This window comes from Tropicibacter sp. S64 (genome assembly GCF_049803835.1).
GTDB lineage: Bacteria > Pseudomonadota > Alphaproteobacteria > Rhodobacterales > Rhodobacteraceae > Pacificoceanicola.
Genome location: NZ_JBNAGK010000005.1, coordinates 43796 through 60837 on the forward strand (window position 1 = coordinate 43796; position 17042 = coordinate 60837).

Here is a 17042-nt window from a genome sequence, read left to right on the forward strand (position 1 = left end):
CGCTCACGCTTCGTCATAGATCACCTCCAGCGAGGCTTTCGGCGCGGCATTCTTGCCCCGCATGTCGGCGTCGGTGGCAGGTTCCAGCACGAAACCCGCGCCGGTCTCCGACCCGTCGAACAGCGCCAGCAGCGCGTCCTGCGACAAGGGGGTTGGCCGCACGGGCGGCGCCTCGGCCACGTTCAGGCCCAACTCCGCAAACAGCGGCCCCCAGACCGAGGCCTCCGTCCCGACGATCTGGTAACTGGCCGACTTCCTGCGCAGGTCGTCATCCTGCGGGATCGAGGCCAGCACCGGGATACCGGCGGCCTTGGCGAAGGCCTGCGCCTCGCCGGAATCATCGTCCTTGTTGACCACAAGCCCCGCGACCCCGACATTGCCACCGAGCTTGCGGAAATACTCCACCGCCGAACAGACGTTGTTGGCCACGTAGAGCGATTGCAAATCGTTCGAGCCGACGAGGATCACCTTCTGCGCCATGTCCCGCGCAATCGGCAGGCCGAAACCGCCGCAGACCACATCCCCGAGGAAATCCAGCAGCACGAAATCGAAGTCCCAATCGTGGAACCCCAGCTTTTCCAGCAGCTCGAAGCCATGGATGATGCCGCGCCCGCCGCAGCCGCGCCCGACCTCCGGCCCGCCAAGCTCCATGGCAAACACACCGCCCCGTTTGAAGCAGACATCGCCGATGGCGACCTGTTCACCCGCAAGGCTCTTGCGGGTCGAGGTCTCGATGATCGTCGGGCAGGCCTTTCCGCCAAACAGCAAGGAGGTCGTGTCGGACTTCGGATCGCAGCCGATCAGCAGCACGCGCTTGCCCTGCTCGGCCATCATGTGGCTGAGGTTGGCGAGGGTGAAGGACTTGCCGATTCCGCCCTTGCCGTAGATCGCGATGATCTGGGTCTTCTTCGTCGGCTCCGCCGTGGCGATGTCGGCCAGGTCTTCGCCAGCCTCGTCGCGCAGACGGGTCTGGAAATCCTTCAGGTTGGGAACATCATCCTTCACGCTGCGTCCTTCCAGTTCAGTATGGTTTTCAGGCAGGCCGGGTCCTCGAAGGCCCGGGCATAGGCATGCGGTGCGTCCTGGGCGGGCGCATGGTGCGTGATGAGCCCATCGAGAGAGAGCACCCCCGCATCGAGCAGCGCCCGAACCGCCGTCAGGTCCCCGCGCGTCCATTCGGCAGCCACGCGCAGCCGCGCCTCGCGCAGGAAGGCGGGCACGAAGGCCAGCCGCAAGTCGGTCGCATAGAACCCCGCCAGCACCAGTTCGCCACCTTTGGCCAGCCGTGCGATCAGGTCATTCAGCACCACGGCATTGCCGGAGGCGTCGTAGATGCTGTGATAATCCCGGCGCGGATCGTCTTCGGGCGTCACAACCGCATATCCCTCAGCCCCGGCCTGCCGGACCGGTTCGGTTTCCCAGACCACCGGCGCGGGCGCCCCTGCGGCGATGGTCAGCCGTGCCAACAACCGCCCCAGCACCCCGTGCCCGACGATCAGTTCGGGCGGCATTGCATCCAGCCCTGCCATTGCATGGCGCGCCGTTGCGGCAAGCGCCAGAAGCGCGCCTTCCGGGCCCATGCCGCCGTCTATGCGGCAGACCCGGGCCGGGTCCGTCACCAGCCGGGACGCCGCCCCGCCGAACAGCCCGTATGCGCCCTCGAAGCAGTTCGCGCCGGGCACAAAGACCGACTCGCCAATGCGAAAGCCGCTGTCCGGTCCCGCCTCGACGACGCGACCCGCCGCCTCGTAGCCCGGAACAAGCGGATACCCCATGCCGGGAAACGGCGGCATCTCCCCGGTCCAGAAGAGCTTTTCCGTGCCGGTGGAAATGCCGGACCAGTCGATGTCCACGACGATCTGGCCGTGTTCCGGCATATTGAGCGCCAGCGTCTCGACGTGCAGATCGCGCGGACCCGTCAGGAAAACAGCATTTGCTTGCATGGTTGCCTCCCTCCCCGCGCGGGGAAGCGGATCGCTTCACTTCGTCGCAGGCGGCTCACCATGTCAGTCTAAATTGACACACATCAATGTCAATGTTTATTTACACATTGGCAAGGATCCTGTCAGGCCAACCTGACGGCCACCACCGCGCGCGTGATGAACGGGCGGGGGGCACGCGGGACGCGGATCTGGCCAAAACCGGCCTCCTCGCAGAGCGCCGCGATCCGCGCGGGCGCACGCACACGCCCGGTGCCCATCGCCATGGTATAAAAGGCGAAATAGACATCTGTGGCGGGGTCCGGACGGGGTCCTCCGGACATCGGCTCGGAGACGATCAGCCGCCCGCCAACCGGCAGCGCCTCGCGCACCCGCGCCAGCAGGCCACGCACCGTGTCGTCGTCATGGTCATACAGCACCCGGACCAGCGAGACCGCATCGGCCCCTTGCGGCAACGCATCGGTTCGGAAATCGCCGGGGGCCAGCGTTACCCTGCCGCCGAGTCCCTGCCCGGCAAGCCGCGCCTTCGCCGATGGCATGACCTCCGGCAAATCGACCAGCGTCGCCCGCAATCTGCCCTGCGCGCGCAAGGCCGCGGCAAGGAACACGCCGGATCCGCCACCCACATCCATCAGATGCGACACGCCCCGCAGCGACACCATGCGCAAGGTGTCCCGCGCCACCAGCACCTGGCTTTGCGCCATCAGGTCGGAATAACTCTCCGCCTCCTCCGCCCCGATGGCCACCCCGGCGCCGAACACATAGGGCCAGAACCGTTGCAGATGCGTGTCGCCCTCGCCGCGCAGCACGGCGACCGGATCGGCCATATCCGCATAGAAGGCGCGGTTGTGGCGGATCATCGCGGGCAGACCCGGCACCCCGAGAATCGCCGCGCCCCGGCGTGCCAGCCCGTACCGCCCGCCCCGCCGCTGCCGCAGCAGCCCGAGCGCCACGCCCGCCTGCAACAGCTGCGCCATGCGATCCGGTGCGATACCCCGCGACAGGGCCAGCCCGTCGGCAGTCATCTCCTGCTCCAGCAGACGCTCGAGGATATGCAACTCGATCAACGCGGCGAGCACCTGCGCCGCGACGAAGCCTTGCATGAGGTCAAAGATCGCCGCCCCGTCACGCCGCGCCATGGCAGAGGCAATTGGCAGGCGTTCCGCGAGTGCCTGCAGCGACGGCCGCGCCACGAGACGGGCGAGCCAATGCGCGGGACGGGACAGAGCCATGCGCATGTCCCCGCCTCCGCCGCCTAAACGGTGAACCGGGCCGGAACGTCGGGCATGATCGCCTGCGCTTGCGCCCTGACAGCGCGTGCCAGCATCGCTTCGCCCGGACAGGACGGGATCGAGGCAATGGCCCCGGCAAGAATGTCCGAGAGCCGCGCCATCGCGCCCTTTATTCCCCATTCCGCCACCGCGCTCGGACGTCCGTGCCGGTCGTCCTGCCCTGCCGGTTTGCCCAGCGTGTCGATGTCCATCAACTCGTCCCGCAGATCGTCCGCCACCTGAAACGCTTCGCCGATCAGCGCACCCAGATCATGCCAGGCCTCCGGATCATGCCCGGCGGCAATCGCGCCCATCTCCGTCGCGGCGATGAACAGCGCGGCGGTCTTGGAGCGGTGATAGGCGACGAGGTCGATCTGCGCCTCGCTTTCCCAGCCCTGCCCGGCACAGATGCCATGCGGCATGCCGGTCCGCTTCGCCAGCGACAGGACCAGTTGCGCCGCGCGGTCCTTGTCCTGCGCCGCGCTGCGGCCAAGCACCTCGAAGGCCAGAATGATGAGGCTGTCTCCGGTCAGCACGGCCAGCGGTTCCGAATAGGCCACATGCACCGACGGTTTCCCCCGGCGCAGCGCCGCATCGTCGAAACACGGAAGATCGTCATGCACGAGGCTGGCGCAATGGATCAGCTCCAGCGCCACCGCCGCCGCCTCCGTGACCTCCGGCGCATCGTCGCCGCAGGCGGTGGCCACCGACATCAGGATGGTGGGACGGATGCGGGCGCCGCCGGGAAAGGTGGCGTAATGCAGGGCACTGGCCAGACGGGCCGGAGCAGGCTGGCCCTGCGCCGCCTCCAGCGCCCGCAGCATGGCGGCGTCAATTCTCGGCGCGAAAGTCATGGAAGCCTCCCGAATGGCGGACTGTCATCCCGTCATGACGGTCCATGTGTACATTATTCTGGACACTTCGCCTGTACGAGTCAACACTGGGACCATGCCGGACCCAATCTCCCTCCCAGAAAAGGCGGCCCCTGTTGTCATCATCGGCGCCGGGATCGGCGGGCTTGTGGCGGCGGCCTTGCTGGCCGGGGCGGGCAGGCGGGTGCGCGTGCTCGAGCGCCATGCCGGACCCGGCGGCAAGATGCGCACCCTGCCCTCCTCCGCCGGTCCGGTGGATGCGGGGCCGACGGTGCTAACCCTGCGCCGGGTCTTCGACGCGGTTTTCGAGGCGCTTGGGGAACGGCTGGACGATCACCTCACGCTGGTGCGCCAACCGCGTCTTGCGCGGCACTTCTGGCCGGACGGCGCAACGCTGGACCTGTTCGAGGACACGGACCGCAGCGCCGAGGCCATCCACGCCTTCGCCGGGTCCCGCGCCGCACGGCAGTTCCGCGCCTTCGACCGCCGCACCCGCGCGCTCTTTGACGCCTTTGATGCTCCGGTCATGTCGGCGGCCCGCCCCTCCCTTCCGCAGGTGATCCGCAAACTGCTCGCCGCGCCCCGCCTGATGCGTGACATGGCGCCGGGGCGCACCCTCGCCGGTCTGCTGGACGACGCCTTTGACGATCCCCGCCTCGCGCAGGTGTTCGGACGCTATGCCACCTATGTCGGCGGCTCGCCGTATCACAGTCCCGCCTTGCTTGCCCTGATCTGGCAGGCCGAGGCCAGCGGGGTCTGGGCCGTGCGGGGCGGCATGCATCGGCTCGCGCGGGCACTGGAAGCGCTGGCCAGGGCACGGGGGGCGCAGTTCGACTACGGCACCGAAGCCCGACGGATCGAAGTCCGGGAAAACCGCGTCACGGGCCTGACCTTTGACGGCGGAACCCGGATCGCTGCGGAGACCGTGCTCTTCAACGGCGATCCACGCGCCCTTGCAAGCGGGTTGCTCGGGCCGGACGTGGCATTGGTCGCGGCACGGACCAAAACCGCCCCGCGCAGCCTGTCCGCGGATGTCTGGACCTTCGCCGCCGCGCCGCAGGGTCCGGACCTTGCCTACCACAACGTCTTTTTCCGCGCTGACCCGAAGCCGGAATTCGACGCGCTCGACAGGGGCAGCCGCCTGCCTGACCCGACGCTATACGTCTGCGCCATGGACCGCGCGAGCGGCGCGGCGCCGCCGCTGGAACGCTTCGAAATCATCGCCAATGCGCCGCCGCTGACCCTCATGCCGCAGGAGCCTTCCCAATGTCCCGACCGCTGCTTCCCGACCCTGAGTCGCTTCGGCCTGCGCTTCGATCCACAGCAAGGCCCGGCGCGACCGACGACACCGCAGGGCTTCGAGACCCTCTTCCCGGGATCGGCCGGCTCCCTCTACGGGCAGAGCCCGCACGGGATGATGGCGGCGTTCCACCGTCCGACGGCGCACACGGCGATCAAGGGCCTGTTCCTCGCGGGGGGCGGCACGCATCCGGGAGCGGGGGTGCCGATGGCGGCACTCTCCGGACGGCACGCGGCCGAGGCGATCTTGCAGCGCCGAATTTCAACCTCGCCGTCCCGCCGGATGGCTACGCATGGTGGTACGTCGACGGCCTGAGCGAAGACGGCACACGCGCGGTCAGCGTCATCGCCTTCATCGGATCGGTGTTCTCGCCCTGGTACGCGTGGTCCGGACGCCGCGACCCGGAGAACCACGTCTGCATCAACGTCGCCACCTACGGCCCCGGCGGACGCTTTGCCATGACCGACCGGGGCCGCGCCGCCCTGCGCCAGAGCGCGGAGCGGTTCACCGTCGGCCCCTCGTCCCTGCACTGGCGCGGTGACCGGCTGGTGATCGACCTTGACGAGCGCGGCGCGGCACCGTTGTTCGGGCGGCTGCGCGGGCGGATCACCCTGACGCCGCAGGCACTGACGCACGTGGAACTGCCCCTGACCCCCGATGGCGCCCATGTCTGGCGACCCTTCGCGCCGTCCTGCACCATCGCGGTGGACCTCGACGCGCCGGGATGGCGCTGGCAGGGGCACGGCTATTTCGACGCGAATTTCGGCACGCGGGCGCTGGAGGCGGATTTCGCACAGTGGAGCTGGGGCCGGTTTCCCCTGCGCCAGGGCACCACCTGTTTTTACGACGCCATCCGACGAGACGGCAGCGTGATCGGCGCGGCGGTCCATGTTGACGGGAGAGGCCACGCCGAACCCATCCCCGCGCCGCCCGCCGCCGCCCTGCCCCGCTCGCTCTGGGCGGTTCGCCGGACGACCCGCGCCGACAGCGGCCACCGGCCAAGGCAGGACCTGCCAATGCTGGATGCGCCGTTCTACTGCCGGTCGGCGGTGGAGACCCGCATCCACGGCGAGGTGACGACCGGCGTGCATGAAGCCTTGGACCTGACGCGTTTCCGCCAGCCCTGGATGAAACCGATGCTGGCGCTCAGGGTGCCGCGCCGGGCGGGTTGGGATTTTCAGGCCGGGTCCTGAACAGCCACGTCCGGGTTCAGCCGGATCACCGACCAATTCAAAGCCCCGGCGATGCTGACCCAGACGAGGTACGGCACGAACAGCGCCCCCGCGCGCCAGTCGAGTGCCCAGAGCGCAACCACCGAGACCGCCACCGACAGCCACAGCAGGGCGAGTACCAAGAGCCCCAGCCGCATCTTCCGCAACCCGAAGAACACCGGCGTCCAGAGCCCGTTCAGGGCGATCTGCACCGACCAGAGCGCCATGGCGATGCCGTTCCCCGGCACCATTGCGGCGAGCGCCCCGGCGTAGGCCATGCAGAAGTACAACGTGGTCCAGACCACCGGGAACGCCCAGTTCGGCGGGGTGAACCCGGGTTTGCGCAGGCTCTTGTACCAGTCGCCCGGCGGAAACAGTCCGCCCGTGGCTCCGGCAGCGAAGCAGGCGGCGAGGAAGAGGGCGAAGCAGATCCAGAACATGATCAGGATCTAGCGCGGGCCGGTGCCCCGATCAATGCCGCGCGGCGATCCATGTCGCGGGCCTTGAGCCGGGAGAGAAGGGCGAGCATCTGGTCACTCCAGTCCGTGGCATCCGCCGGCCGATCAGCGGCGGCTTCCACGAGAAAAGCGGTTTCGGGCAAAGGCGGCGCATGCACCAGCGCCGAACGCGGCAGCACCGCGCTGCTCCCTGCGCGCAGCGTCGAGAGCATCAGCCAGGCCAGCTTGCGGGCCTTCCCGGTGCGGGCGCGGTGATGGATCGAATCGTGCCTGTTGCGCCGCACCGCACCGCCGATCCCGGCATAGACATGCCGCGCGGCAAAGATGCCGGGACGGCAGGAGAGCGGCAGCAGGGCAATCCCGGTCTCCGCCTTGGCATAAAGATGGGACGCCTCGCGCAGGAGCCTTTGCACCAGCCCCGCCAGCGCAGGGGTGAAGCGCGGATCGTCAAGGAAGGCCTCCGGACAAAGCCCCGCTGCCGCCATCCAGTCCGCGGGCAGGTAAAGCCGCCCCTCGCGCGCGTCCTCCCCCACATCGCGGGCGATGTTCGTCAGCTGCATCGCAACCCCGAGGTCACAGGCCCGCGCCAGTGCGTCCCGGTCGCGCACCCGCATCAGCACGCACATCATCGCGCCGACGGCAGAGGCCACCCGCGCGGCGTAGGCGTGAAGGTCGGACAAGGTGTCCGGCCTGCGACCCAGCGCGTCCCAGGCCAACCCTTCGAGCAGGGCCTCCGGCAAGGCGCGGGGCATCTCGTAGTCAGCGATCAACGCGGCAAATGCCCGGTCGGCGGGCATGTTGCGCGGCCTGCCTGCATAGGCCAGATCGAGCCGCTCGGACAGCCGCAAGACCGCGTCCTGCTTGGCGTCGTGCAGGTCCACCGCGTCGTCCGCCAGACGGCAGAAGGCATAGAGCACCAGCGCAGGGTCCCGCACATGACGGGGCAGCAGGCGCGAGGCGGCATGGAAGGAGAGCGAGCCGTGCCGGATGGCCTCGGCGCAATGACGGATATCGGCCTCGGCGGTCATGGCGTCCTCCGGGTGACTGCCGCGGGCACCAGCTTGTCCAGCACCTCGGCGCTGGAAATCACCCCCGGCAGACCGGCGCCGGGATGGGTGCCCGCGCCGACGAGGAACAATCCTTCGGCCTCTTCGCTGACGTTATGCGGGCGGAACCATGCGCTTTGCAGGATGCGCGGCTCGATGGAGAATCCGGTGCCATGGGGGCTGAGATACCGGTCGCGGAAGGTTTCGGGCGTGAAGACAACGGATTCGGTGAGATGACCGCCCAGCCCCGGCAGCAACTCCTTTTCCAGAACCGCCTGCACCCTTCGCCGGTAAGGCTCGGCTTCGGCGGCCCAGTCCACCGGATCGGCATGACCCAGATGCGGCACCGGGCTGAGCGCATAGAAGGTATCGCCCCCCTCCGGCGCAACCGAGGGATCGGTGACGGAGGGGCGATGGACGTAGAGACTCATGTCCTCCGCCAGCCTGCCCTTGATGAAGATGTCGTCGATCAGCCCCTTGTACCGCGGCCCGTTCAGGATCGTGTGATGGCCGACATCCCGCCACAGGTCCCGCGTCCCGCGCGTGCCGAAATGCCAGACGAACAACCCCATGGACCAGCGCGCCCGGCTCAGCCGCCGCCCGGTCCAGCGCCGCTTCGGCGCGTTGCGCAGCAGATGGTCATAGGTATGCCCCGCATCGGCATTGGAAACCACGATATCGGCGCTCACCTGCGGACCGCCGACCAACCGCACGCCCCGCGCCCGGCCCTTGTCCATCATGATCTCGTCCACCTCGGCGCCCTGTACCACATGGCCGCCCTGCGACTCGACGATCTCCGTCATCCGCCGCGCGATCGCATCGACGCCGCCCATGGCGTAATGGACGCCAAAGGCCGTCTCCAGATGGCTCACCAGCGCATAGATCGACGTCACCCGGAACGGATCGCCACCGATGAACAGCGGATGGAAGGAGAGCGCCATGCGCAGGCGCGGGTCCCGCACCCGCCGCGCCGCGTGGGCATGGATGGAGCGGTCCGCCCGGAACAGCGCGAAGGTCGGCAACACCGCGATCAGGTCCCAAAGCCTGTGCATCGGCCGCCGCCCGAGGTTTTCGAACCCGAAGGCATAGCGGGCGGCGCTGTCCTTCAGAAAGCGCTCGTATCCCACCACATCTCCCGGCGACAGCCGCGCCACCGCCTCGCGCATTGCGGCGGTATCGCCGTTCACCGGCAACCGTGTGCCATCGGGCCAGCGGATTTCATAGAACGGATCGAGCGCCCGCAGGTCCACGTCCCTGTCGAAGTCGCGTCCGCAGGCCTGCCAAAGGTCCCGGAACACCTGCGGCACGGTCACGATCGTCGGGCCGAGGTCGAAGCGGTGGCCGCCCTGCGTGATGCTGGAGCCGCGCCCGCCCGGCCCCTCCAACCGGTCGAAGACCGTCACCCGATACCCCTTCGCCCCAAGCCGCATGGCCGCCGCGAGCCCGCCCAGCCCGGCACCTATCACAACCGCGTGCGGCACGTCCGCCGGGACCGCCGCCGCCCATTGCCTGGGATCGAAATGTGTCAACATGGATTAACTCTACATGTGTCCATTTTACTTTACAACGACGCTGTAAGGGTTTTTCATGGACACACGGCTCCCGCCACGTCCGGCGGGAAGTCTCCGGGGGAGGGTGTCTGCCATTCAGACCGTCAGCCTCAGTTTCTACCGCTTTGCCCGGTTTCGGGACCGGCTCTGGGCCTTTGCCATGATGGGACTGGCCCGTCCTGCCCTTGTGCGCATTCCCGGCCTGCGGTTCTGGAAGCTCTGCGGCTCGGGCACCGGCGAGGGGTTTACCCCGGTGCCGAACACCGCCGTCTATGCCATCCTCGCCGTCTGGGACTCCGCCGAACAGGCCCGGACCGTGTTCGCGCGCGAAACATTGTTCCGACGCTACCACGCCCGCGCCGCAGAGGCCTTCACCGTCTTCATGACCCCGATTTCAGCGCGCGGCGTCTGGTCGGGGCGCAGCCCGTTCACCCCCGCAAGCCCGCCGGAGACGGGCCCCATCGCCGCGCTCACCCGCGCCACGCTGCGTCCGCGCGCCGCGCTGCGCTTCTGGCGGCGGGTACCGGGGGTCAGCGCGGTCATCGGCGACAACCGCGACGTCGCCTTCAAGATCGGCATCGGCGAGGTGCCGTGGCTGCATCAGGTGACCTTTTCCATTTGGCCCGACGCGGATGCCATGGCCCGCTTTGCCCGCGTCGACGGCCCTCATGCCCGGGCGATCCGGGCGGTCCGGGAGGGCGGTTGGTTCCGCGAGGAACTCTATGCGCGGTTCCGGGTGCTGGGCGCCGAGGGCACCTGGCACGGCACAGACCCGCTGAGCAAGATGATCGGAGATCAGACATGAACGCACACTCCCATAGCCTTTCCACGACATCCTGCACCGGCACACCTGCCCCCTTCCCCTTCTCCGCCATCGTCGGACAGGACCAGATGAAGCTGGCGATGATCCTCACGGCCGTCGACCCCGGTATCGGCGGGGTGCTGGTGTTCGGCGACCGGGGCACCGGAAAATCCACCGCCGTGCGGGCGCTCGCCGCTCTGCTGCCCCCCATCGACGTGGCGGAGGGATGCCCGGTCAACGCACCCACGCCCGCCGAAAGCCCCGACTGGGCCGGGCCGCTCTCCGGCCGGGTGGTGCGCCGCCCGACGCCGGTGGTCGACCTGCCGCTCGGTGTGACCGAGGACCGGGTGACCGGGGCACTGGACATCGAACGGGCGCTGAGCCTCGGGGAGAAGCATTTTGAACCCGGCCTGCTGGCCCGCGCCAATCGCGGCTATCTCTATATCGACGAGGTCAACCTGCTCGAAGATCACATCGTCGACCTGCTGCTCGACGTGGCGCAATCCGGCGTCAACGCCGTGGAACGCGAGGGGCTGTCGATCCGGCATCCGGCCCGCTTCGTGCTGGTCGGGTCCGGCAATCCGGAGGAGGGCGAGCTGCGCCCGCAGCTGCTGGACCGCTTCGGCCTTTCGGTGGAAGTCCGCTCGCCCGCCGACATCGCCGAACGGGTGGAGGTTCTGCGTCGGCGGGACGCCTACGAGACGGACCGGATTTCTTTCCTCGATCGCTGGCAGGCGGAGGACGCCAAGGTGCGCGCCGCGATCCTCGCGGCACGCGCCGTCCTGCCGGGGATCGCGGCGGACACTGCCATCCTCGAACTCTGTGCGCGGCTCAGCGTGGCGCTCGGCACCGATGGGCTGCGCGGCGAGCTGACCCTTTTGCGGGCGGCACGGGCACAGGCCGCCTACGCGGGCAGCGCAGCGGTCACTCCCGACCACATTCGCAGCCTCGCGCCGCTGGCTCTCAGCCACCGTCTGCGCCGCGACCCGCTGGACGAGGCGGGCACCGCCACCCGGGTGATGCGGGCGCTGGACGAGGTCCTCGGATGACACCCCTCTGGCCCCAGGCCATGCGCGCGCTTGCCGCGCTGGCGGTGGACCCGTCCGGGCAGGGCGGCATCACGCTGCGCGCCCGTGCCGGTCCCGTCCGACAGCGCTTCGAAGATGCCTGCGCGGCGCTGTTGCCGCAACCTCGGCACCGCCTGCACCCCTCCGATCCGGACGCGCGGCTGTTCGGCGGACTCGACCTGTCCGCCACCCTGATGTCCCGCCGCATGGTCCGGACCGAAGGACTGGCTGCACGGGGGGCGGTTCTGGTGCTGACCATGGCCGAACGGGCCGGGCCGGGGTACGCCGCGCGACTGGCGCAACTCATGGATTCGGGCGCGGGACACACACTGATCCTGCTCGACGAGGGCGCCGAGCCGGAGGAACAGGCCCCCGCCTGCCTCCGCGACCGGCTTGCCTTCGGCCTCGACCTGGACGGACTGTCGTGGAGTGACGCATCGAAGGGCGCGCCCGCACCGGAGGCCATCGCCGCCGCGCGCGCTCTCCTCGGGAGGATTGACGCAACGGGCGATCAGCGCCACGCGGTGGCCGCCGCAGCCGTGCGTTTCGGTATCGACAGCCTGCGTGCGCCGCTTCTGGCGCTCCGCGCCGCGCGGGCCCTGGCCGCGCTCGATGGGGCCACAGCCATCACCGACGACCACCTCGCCGAAGCCGCCGCTCTGGTCTTTGCGTCCCGCGCAACCGCTCTGCCCCGTGAACCGGACCCTGACCGGGCGCCGCCACCGCCCGAAACCGGCGAGCCGAGCGGGACCGAGAGCACACCGGGCACCATGCCCCCCGAAGACATGGTCGTCGCCGCCGTGGCCGCCGCCATGCCGGCTGGCCTGCTCGATCGGCTCGACCCCGACAAGGCGCCCCGCACTGGCCCGAGCGGTCACGGCGCGGGCAGCACGCGCAAGGGCAACCGGCGCGGCCGCCCCCTGCCCTCGCGTCCTGGACGGGCGGACGGACGGGCCCGGATCGACCCGATCGCCACCCTGCGCGCAGCCGTCCCGTTCCAGAGCCTGCGGCGTGCCGCGCGTCCCGAGACCGCCACCCGGATCATCGTCACCCCCGCAGACATCCGGCTGCACCGGTTCGAGGAGCGCTCCGACCGGCTGCTGATCTTTGCCGTCGATGCCTCCGGCTCCGCCGCGCTCGCCCGGATGAACGAGGCGAAGGGCGCCATCGAGTTGTTCCTTGCGCGGGCCTATGCCCAGCGGGATCACGTGGCGCTGATTTCCTTTCGCGGGACGGCGGCGGATGTGCTTCTGCCGCCCACGCGCGCGCTTGCCCGGGCAAAGCGCCAACTCACCGCCCTGCCCGGTGGCGGCGGGACGCCGCTGGCCTCGGGTCTGCAAGCGGCGCTTGGACTTGCCACGACGGCCCGGCATCAGGGCTTGTCTCCGGCACTGATCGTGCTGACCGACGGACGCGGCAACATCACGCTCAATGGCCAGCCGGGGCGCGAGGCGGCACGCAAGGACGCGGCGGCGCTGGCCTCTGCCCTTTGTGCCCAGGGCGTGCCCGGCGTGGTCATCGACACGGCAGCCAGGCCGAGTGACGAGGGCAAAGCCCTCGCGCTGGGACTGAGGGCGCAATACCTCGCCCTGCCCCGCGCCGATGCCAACGCCCTGTGCCGGAGCGCCGAAGCGGCGCTCGCCGGGTGAGACCGTGGACTGGGCCCGGGATCTGCCGGACTGGCCAAGTCACGCGCTGTCCCGCCGGGTCTCCTGCCCGCCGCACGCCTGGCACGTGCAGGAGACCGGCCGCGGACCGACTCTCCTTCTCCTGCACGGCGCAGGATCATCGACCCACACCTGGCGCGGGATCGTTCCGCTGCTGGCGAATCGGGTCCACCTCGTGGCGCTCGATCTTCCGGGACAGGGGTTCACGCAGGCCGGCACACGCCATCGGCTGGGGCTGAACGGAATGACCGAGGATATTGCCAGCCTGTGCAACCGTGAAGGCTGGCGGCCCACCGCGATCGTCGGACACTCCGCAGGCGCCTGTCTTGCGCTGACCCTCAGCCGGATCCTTGTCACGCCCGAAGGCACGCCACCCGCCGTCATCGGCATCAACGCGGCCCTCGGACATTTCGACGGGATCGCGGGCTGGCTGTTTCCGGTCCTCGCCAAGCTCATGGCCCTGAACCCGCTCACCGCCCTCGCCTTCAGCGCGGGTCCGGGACCCTTGCGGCGGGCAGAGCGGTTGATTGCGGGCACCGGCTCACATCTCGATGCCGAAGGTTTGCGCCTCTACGCGCGGCTGATCTCGGACCGCGCCCACGTCGACGGGACCCTGCGGATGATGGCAAGTTGGACCATCGACCCGCTGCTCGACTCCTTGCCGGAGATTGCGGCGCGCTGCCTGCTGATAACCGCGTCCGGCGACCGCGCCGTTCCCCCGCAGATTTCCGCTCAGGCCGCCCGACGATTACGCCACGCGCAGCTTTGCAAGATCGACGGGTTTGGACATCTGGTACATGAAGAGGCACCCGAAAGGATCGCACCGCTCCTGTGCGACTGGATCTGTGCCGCCAACCCGGATCGCTCGCTCCGATCCGGCGTGTGACCCGCGTGCAGACATCGACCTGTGTTGTAGTCTCGCCGAGACTCCATCTTTCCGGACGCATCGGCAAGGCTCATGAACCGAAGGCGCCCAATGGCGCGCTCACCGGTCCAAACGCGCCCGCGACTGTGCGTGAACGGGTGGATCGGCGGCTGATGCTGAAAGACCACCTCGCCGGTGAAGTGCTGAAAACACGGATTGTCCGCTTACCGTGCTACCACCGCGTCATCCGCCAGGCGGTATACATGCGGCAGGCAAGATCATCCCAAGGACCAGCCTTGGATGCGTCGCGGCCTGCCCCTCCCTCGGTAGGAAAAACACCGCCCATTCCCGCTCAAACCACTCCCAGTCACGCAACTCGGACAGTTTCAGCGACACCAGGCGCATGTCGATCAGGTCGACCAGACGAGACCGCAACGGATCGTCCGGTTCCGTTGCGCGGTCGCGGTGCTTCATGAGAGCAGTCCAAACGGCAGGACCTCGGCCGGAAACCTGGGAAACCCAGCACCGCAACGCCCATGAAATGGCACTTTTCTCAAGCAAATTCTGCAGCTTGCATGCTTCTCACAGCCGACGACTGACTTTCTGGTTCGGTGCCTGCGTAGGCGACCGTTCAAAGCGGTCATCGCTCCAAACGCTCACGCAAAAACCGCGCCCGGGGCACCCCGGACGCGGCTGAAAGGGTGGAGGACTCCGCTTCAGGCGAGATCGAAGCGGTCCGCGTTCATCACCTTGACCCAGGCTTTCACGAAGTCGCGGACGAACTTCTCACCCGCGTCGTCCTGCGCGTAAACCTCTGCAATCGCACGCAATTGCGAGTTCGAGCCGAACACGAGATCACAGCGCGTGCCGGTCCCGATTGTCTCGCCGGTCTTCCGGTCGCGGCCCTCGTAGATGCCATCCCCAAGCGGCTTCCATTCCGTCTTCATGTCCATGAGGTTGCGGAAAAAGTCATTTGAAAGCGCACCCTTGCGGTCCGTGAGCACCCCGTGCGGGACGTCACAGCAGTTCGCGCCGAGCACCCTCAACCCTCCGACGAGCACCGTCATCTCCGGCGCGGTGAGCGTCAGAAGCTGCGCCCGGTCGAGCATAAGCTCTTCTGCGGCAACGGAAAACTCGCCTGCGAGGTAGTTTCGGAATCCATCGGCCTTCGGCTCCAGTGGCTCGAAGCTCTCCGCATCCGTCTGCTCCTCCGACGCATCCATCCGCCCCGGCGCAAACGGCACCTCGATATTGTAACCGCCCGCTTTTGCGGCCTTTTCCACAGCAGCGGAGCCACCAAGCACGATCAAGTCCGCCAACGACACCTTTTTGCCGCCAGCCGCGGAGGCGTTGAAGCTCGCCTGGATGTCCTCCAACGTCTTCAAAACCTTGGCCAGCATCTCAGGTTCGTTGACCGCCCAATCCTTCTGCGGCGCCAACCGAATGCGCGCCCCATTGGCTCCCCCGCGACGATCCGATCCCCGGAAAGTCGACGCCGAGGCCCAGGCGGTCTTTATCAGTTCCGCCTCGGTCAGCCCGGACGACAGGATTTTCGCTTTCAGTTCAGCCACATCGGAGGCATCCACCAGCGGGTGATCGCAGGCCGGAATGGGGTCCTGCCAGATCAGGTCCTCCGCCGGAACCTCCTTGCCGAGATAACAGACCTTCGGCCCCATGTCGCGGTGCGTCAGCTTGAACCAGGCGCGGGCGAAGGCTTCGGCGAACTCCTCGGGGTTCTCATGGAACCGCTTGGAAATCTTTCCATAAATCGGGTCCATGCGCATCGCCATATCGGCGGTCGTCATCATCGGCGTGACCTTCGCGCCCGAGCCGTCGACCTGCGGCGCGTGATCCTCTTCCTTGAGATCCTTCGGATGCCACTGCCACGCCCCCGCCGGCGACTTCACCAGCTCCCACTCGTAGCCGAACAGCAGGTCGAAATACCCGTTGTCCCACTTGATGGGGTTCGCGGTCCACGGCCCTTCGATCCCGGAGGTTGTCGTATGCACGCCGCGCCCCGATTCAAAGGCGTTTTTCCAGCCGAAGCCCATGTCTTCCATGGCGCCCGCCTCGGGTTCGGCACCGACGAGACCGGCATCACCCGCCCCGTGCGCCTTGCCGAAGGTGTGGCCGCCCGCGGTCAGGGCAACGGTTTCTTCATCGTTCATGGCCATACGGGCAAAGGTCTCCCGGATGTCCTTGGCCGATGCCAGCGGGTCGGGGTTGCCGTCCGGACCTTCGGGGTTGACGTAAATCAGGCCCATCTGCACGGCAGCCAGCGGGTTTTCCAGCTCGCGGTCCCCGGAATAGCGGCTGCCTTCCGCGTCGGAGGTGGCCAGCCATTCGGCTTCGGAGCCCCAGTAGATATCTTCCTCCGGCTCGAAGATGTCCGCCCGGCCGCCGCCAAAGCCGAAGGTCCGGCCGCCCATCGACTCGATGGCGCAGTTGCCGGCGAGGATGAACAGGTCGGCCCAGCTCAGGGCGTTGCCGTACTTCTGCTTGACCGGCCAGAGCAGACGCCGCGCCTTGTCGAGGTTGCCGTTGTCCGGCCAGCTGTTCAGCGGGGCGAAGCGCTGGTTGCCGGTAGAGCCGCCGCCGCGTCCGTCGGCGGTGCGATAGGTCCCGGCGCTGTGCCAGGCCATGCGGATGAAGAACGGGCCGTAATGACCGTAATCGGCGGGCCACCAGTCCTGGCTGTCGGTCATCAGCGCGTAGAGGTCCGCCTTGACCGCATCGAGATCGAGCGTCTTGAACGCCTCGGCATAGTTGAAATCCTCGCCCAACGGCGTGGTCGCCGGGCTGTTCTGCGCCAGGATCTTGAGGTTCAGCTGGTTCGGCCACCAGTCACGATTGCCGCGCACTCCGAAATGGGTCGCGAGCGGTTTGCCGTGCATGACCGGGCATTTGCCGTTGTCGTTTCCGTCCATGGTTCTCTCCGTTCCTCTCTGGTGCGGGTCCCGGAGCAGACCGGGATCCGTCGCATGCGCCAGCCG

15 protein-coding genes are annotated in these 17042 nt (G+C 68.2%); 6 read left to right on the forward strand and 9 right to left on the reverse strand.

Translation table 11 applies throughout. The features are described from left to right. Nucleotides 1-3 precede the first annotated feature (3 nt). The 4 genes from ACP159_RS09350 to ACP159_RS09365 all read right to left on the reverse strand — a co-directional run bounded on the left by ACP159_RS09350 (nt 4) and on the right by ACP159_RS09365 (nt 4065). Complete coding sequence (locus ACP159_RS09350) at nt 4-1005, reverse strand: chlorophyllide a reductase iron protein subunit X (protein WP_425099409.1); 1002 nt, start codon at nt 1003-1005, stop codon at nt 4-6. Next, nucleotides 1002-1943: a chlorophyll synthesis pathway protein BchC gene (gene bchC / locus ACP159_RS09355; protein WP_425099410.1), complete on the reverse strand. Its 942-nt coding sequence runs from the start codon at nt 1941-1943 to the stop codon at nt 1002-1004. Before bchC ends, ACP159_RS09350 begins: the two co-directional genes overlap by 4 nt. Nucleotides 1944-2065: 122 nt before the next feature. Then, complete coding sequence (locus ACP159_RS09360; RefSeq protein ID WP_425099411.1) at nt 2066-3172, reverse strand: methyltransferase; 1107 nt, start codon at nt 3170-3172, stop codon at nt 2066-2068. A 23-nt stretch (nt 3173-3195) separates the two neighbouring features. Next, nucleotides 3196-4065 carry a polyprenyl synthetase family protein gene (locus ACP159_RS09365; RefSeq protein ID WP_425099412.1) on the reverse strand — a complete coding sequence of 290 codons (870 nt, stop codon included), beginning with the start codon at nt 4063-4065 and terminating at the stop codon, nt 3196-3198. A gap of 94 nt (nt 4066-4159) precedes the next feature. Here ACP159_RS09365 and crtD point away from each other — a divergent pair, with 94 nt between their 5' ends. Together crtD and crtC are read left to right on the forward strand one after the other, a co-directional pair. Beyond that, complete coding sequence (crtD, locus tag ACP159_RS09370; protein ID WP_425099413.1) at nt 4160-5698, forward strand: 1-hydroxycarotenoid 3,4-desaturase CrtD; 1539 nt, start codon at nt 4160-4162, stop codon at nt 5696-5698. Further along, the gene (gene crtC, locus ACP159_RS09375) at nt 5695-6576 is read left to right on the forward strand and encodes a carotenoid 1,2-hydratase (RefSeq protein ID WP_425099675.1); all 882 of its coding nucleotides are present in this window, start codon (nt 5695-5697) and stop codon (nt 6574-6576) included. The genes crtD and crtC overlap by 4 nt, the downstream gene beginning before the upstream one ends. Here the strand turns inward: crtC and tspO are convergent. The 3 genes from tspO to ACP159_RS09390 are packed head-to-tail and all read right to left on the reverse strand — an operon-like array spanning nt 6561 to nt 9630. Beyond that, nucleotides 6561-7034, reverse strand: a complete 474-nt coding sequence (gene tspO, locus ACP159_RS09380; protein ID WP_425099414.1) for a tryptophan-rich sensory protein TspO — start codon at nt 7032-7034, stop codon at nt 6561-6563. The genes crtC and tspO overlap by 16 nt on opposite strands. A 2-nt stretch (nt 7035-7036) precedes the next feature. After that, nucleotides 7037-8080 (reverse strand): 15-cis-phytoene synthase, encoded by a 1044-nt coding sequence (gene crtB, locus ACP159_RS09385; RefSeq protein ID WP_425099415.1) that lies wholly within the window; start codon nt 8078-8080, stop codon nt 7037-7039. After that, nucleotides 8077-9630 carry a phytoene desaturase gene (locus ACP159_RS09390; protein WP_425099416.1) on the reverse strand — a complete coding sequence of 518 codons (1554 nt, stop codon included), beginning with the start codon at nt 9628-9630 and terminating at the stop codon, nt 8077-8079. The genes crtB and ACP159_RS09390 overlap by 4 nt, the downstream gene beginning before the upstream one ends. A 103-nt stretch (nt 9631-9733) precedes the next feature. On the opposite strand from ACP159_RS09390, the gene crtA reads away from it, so the two are divergent. Genes crtA through bchO form a run of 4 tightly spaced genes read left to right on the forward strand, consistent with a single transcriptional unit; the run spans nt 9734 to nt 14070 of the window. After that, entirely contained in the window at nt 9734-10453 is a 720-nt protein-coding gene (gene crtA, locus ACP159_RS09395) for a spheroidene monooxygenase (RefSeq protein WP_425099417.1), read from the forward strand. Beyond that, nucleotides 10450-11499 (forward strand): magnesium chelatase ATPase subunit I, encoded by a 1050-nt coding sequence (gene bchI, locus ACP159_RS09400; RefSeq protein WP_425099418.1) that lies wholly within the window; start codon nt 10450-10452, stop codon nt 11497-11499. The genes crtA and bchI overlap by 4 nt, the downstream gene beginning before the upstream one ends. Then, nucleotides 11496-13166: a magnesium chelatase subunit D gene (locus ACP159_RS09405; RefSeq protein WP_425099419.1), complete on the forward strand. Its 1671-nt coding sequence runs from the start codon at nt 11496-11498 to the stop codon at nt 13164-13166. The genes bchI and ACP159_RS09405 overlap by 4 nt, the downstream gene beginning before the upstream one ends. Before the next feature lie 4 nt (nt 13167-13170). Further along, entirely contained in the window at nt 13171-14070 is a 900-nt protein-coding gene (gene bchO, locus ACP159_RS09410) for an alpha/beta fold hydrolase BchO (RefSeq protein WP_425099676.1), read from the forward strand. Nucleotides 14071-14292: 222 nt separating this feature from the next. Here the strand turns inward: bchO and ACP159_RS09415 are convergent, their stop codons facing one another. Both ACP159_RS09415 and katG read right to left on the reverse strand, forming a co-directional pair. After that, entirely contained in the window at nt 14293-14523 is a 231-nt protein-coding gene (locus tag ACP159_RS09415) for a hypothetical protein (protein WP_425099420.1), read from the reverse strand. Nucleotides 14524-14765: 242 nt separating this feature from the next. Next, nucleotides 14766-16976 (reverse strand): catalase/peroxidase HPI, encoded by a 2211-nt coding sequence (katG, locus tag ACP159_RS09420; protein WP_425099421.1) that lies wholly within the window; start codon nt 16974-16976, stop codon nt 14766-14768. Between the last annotated feature and the right edge of the window lie 66 nt (nt 16977-17042).

Bases quoted from the DNA above. Each gene is read 5' to 3' on its own strand.
- bchC (WP_425099410.1), bottom strand. From the start codon at position 1,943: ATGCAAGCAAATGCTGTTTTCCTGACGGGTCCGCGCGATCTGCACGTC.
- ACP159_RS09360 (WP_425099411.1), bottom strand. From the start codon at position 3,172: ATGGCTCTGTCCCGTCCCGCGCATTGGCTCGCCCGTCTCGTGGCGCGG.
- ACP159_RS09365 (WP_425099412.1), bottom strand. From the start codon at position 4,065: ATGACTTTCGCGCCGAGAATTGACGCCGCCATGCTGCGGGCGCTGGAG.
- crtD (WP_425099413.1), top strand. From the start codon at position 4,160: ATGCCGGACCCAATCTCCCTCCCAGAAAAGGCGGCCCCTGTTGTCATC.
- tspO (WP_425099414.1), bottom strand. From the start codon at position 7,034: ATGTTCTGGATCTGCTTCGCCCTCTTCCTCGCCGCCTGCTTCGCTGCC.
- crtB (WP_425099415.1), bottom strand. From the start codon at position 8,080: ATGACCGCCGAGGCCGATATCCGTCATTGCGCCGAGGCCATCCGGCAC.
- ACP159_RS09390 (WP_425099416.1), bottom strand. From the start codon at position 9,630: ATGTTGACACATTTCGATCCCAGGCAATGGGCGGCGGCGGTCCCGGCG.
- bchI (WP_425099418.1), top strand. From the start codon at position 10,450: ATGAACGCACACTCCCATAGCCTTTCCACGACATCCTGCACCGGCACA.
- ACP159_RS09405 (WP_425099419.1), top strand. From the start codon at position 11,496: ATGACACCCCTCTGGCCCCAGGCCATGCGCGCGCTTGCCGCGCTGGCG.
- ACP159_RS09415 (WP_425099420.1), bottom strand. From the start codon at position 14,523: ATGAAGCACCGCGACCGCGCAACGGAACCGGACGATCCGTTGCGGTCT.
- katG (WP_425099421.1), bottom strand. From the start codon at position 16,976: ATGGACGGAAACGACAACGGCAAATGCCCGGTCATGCACGGCAAACCG.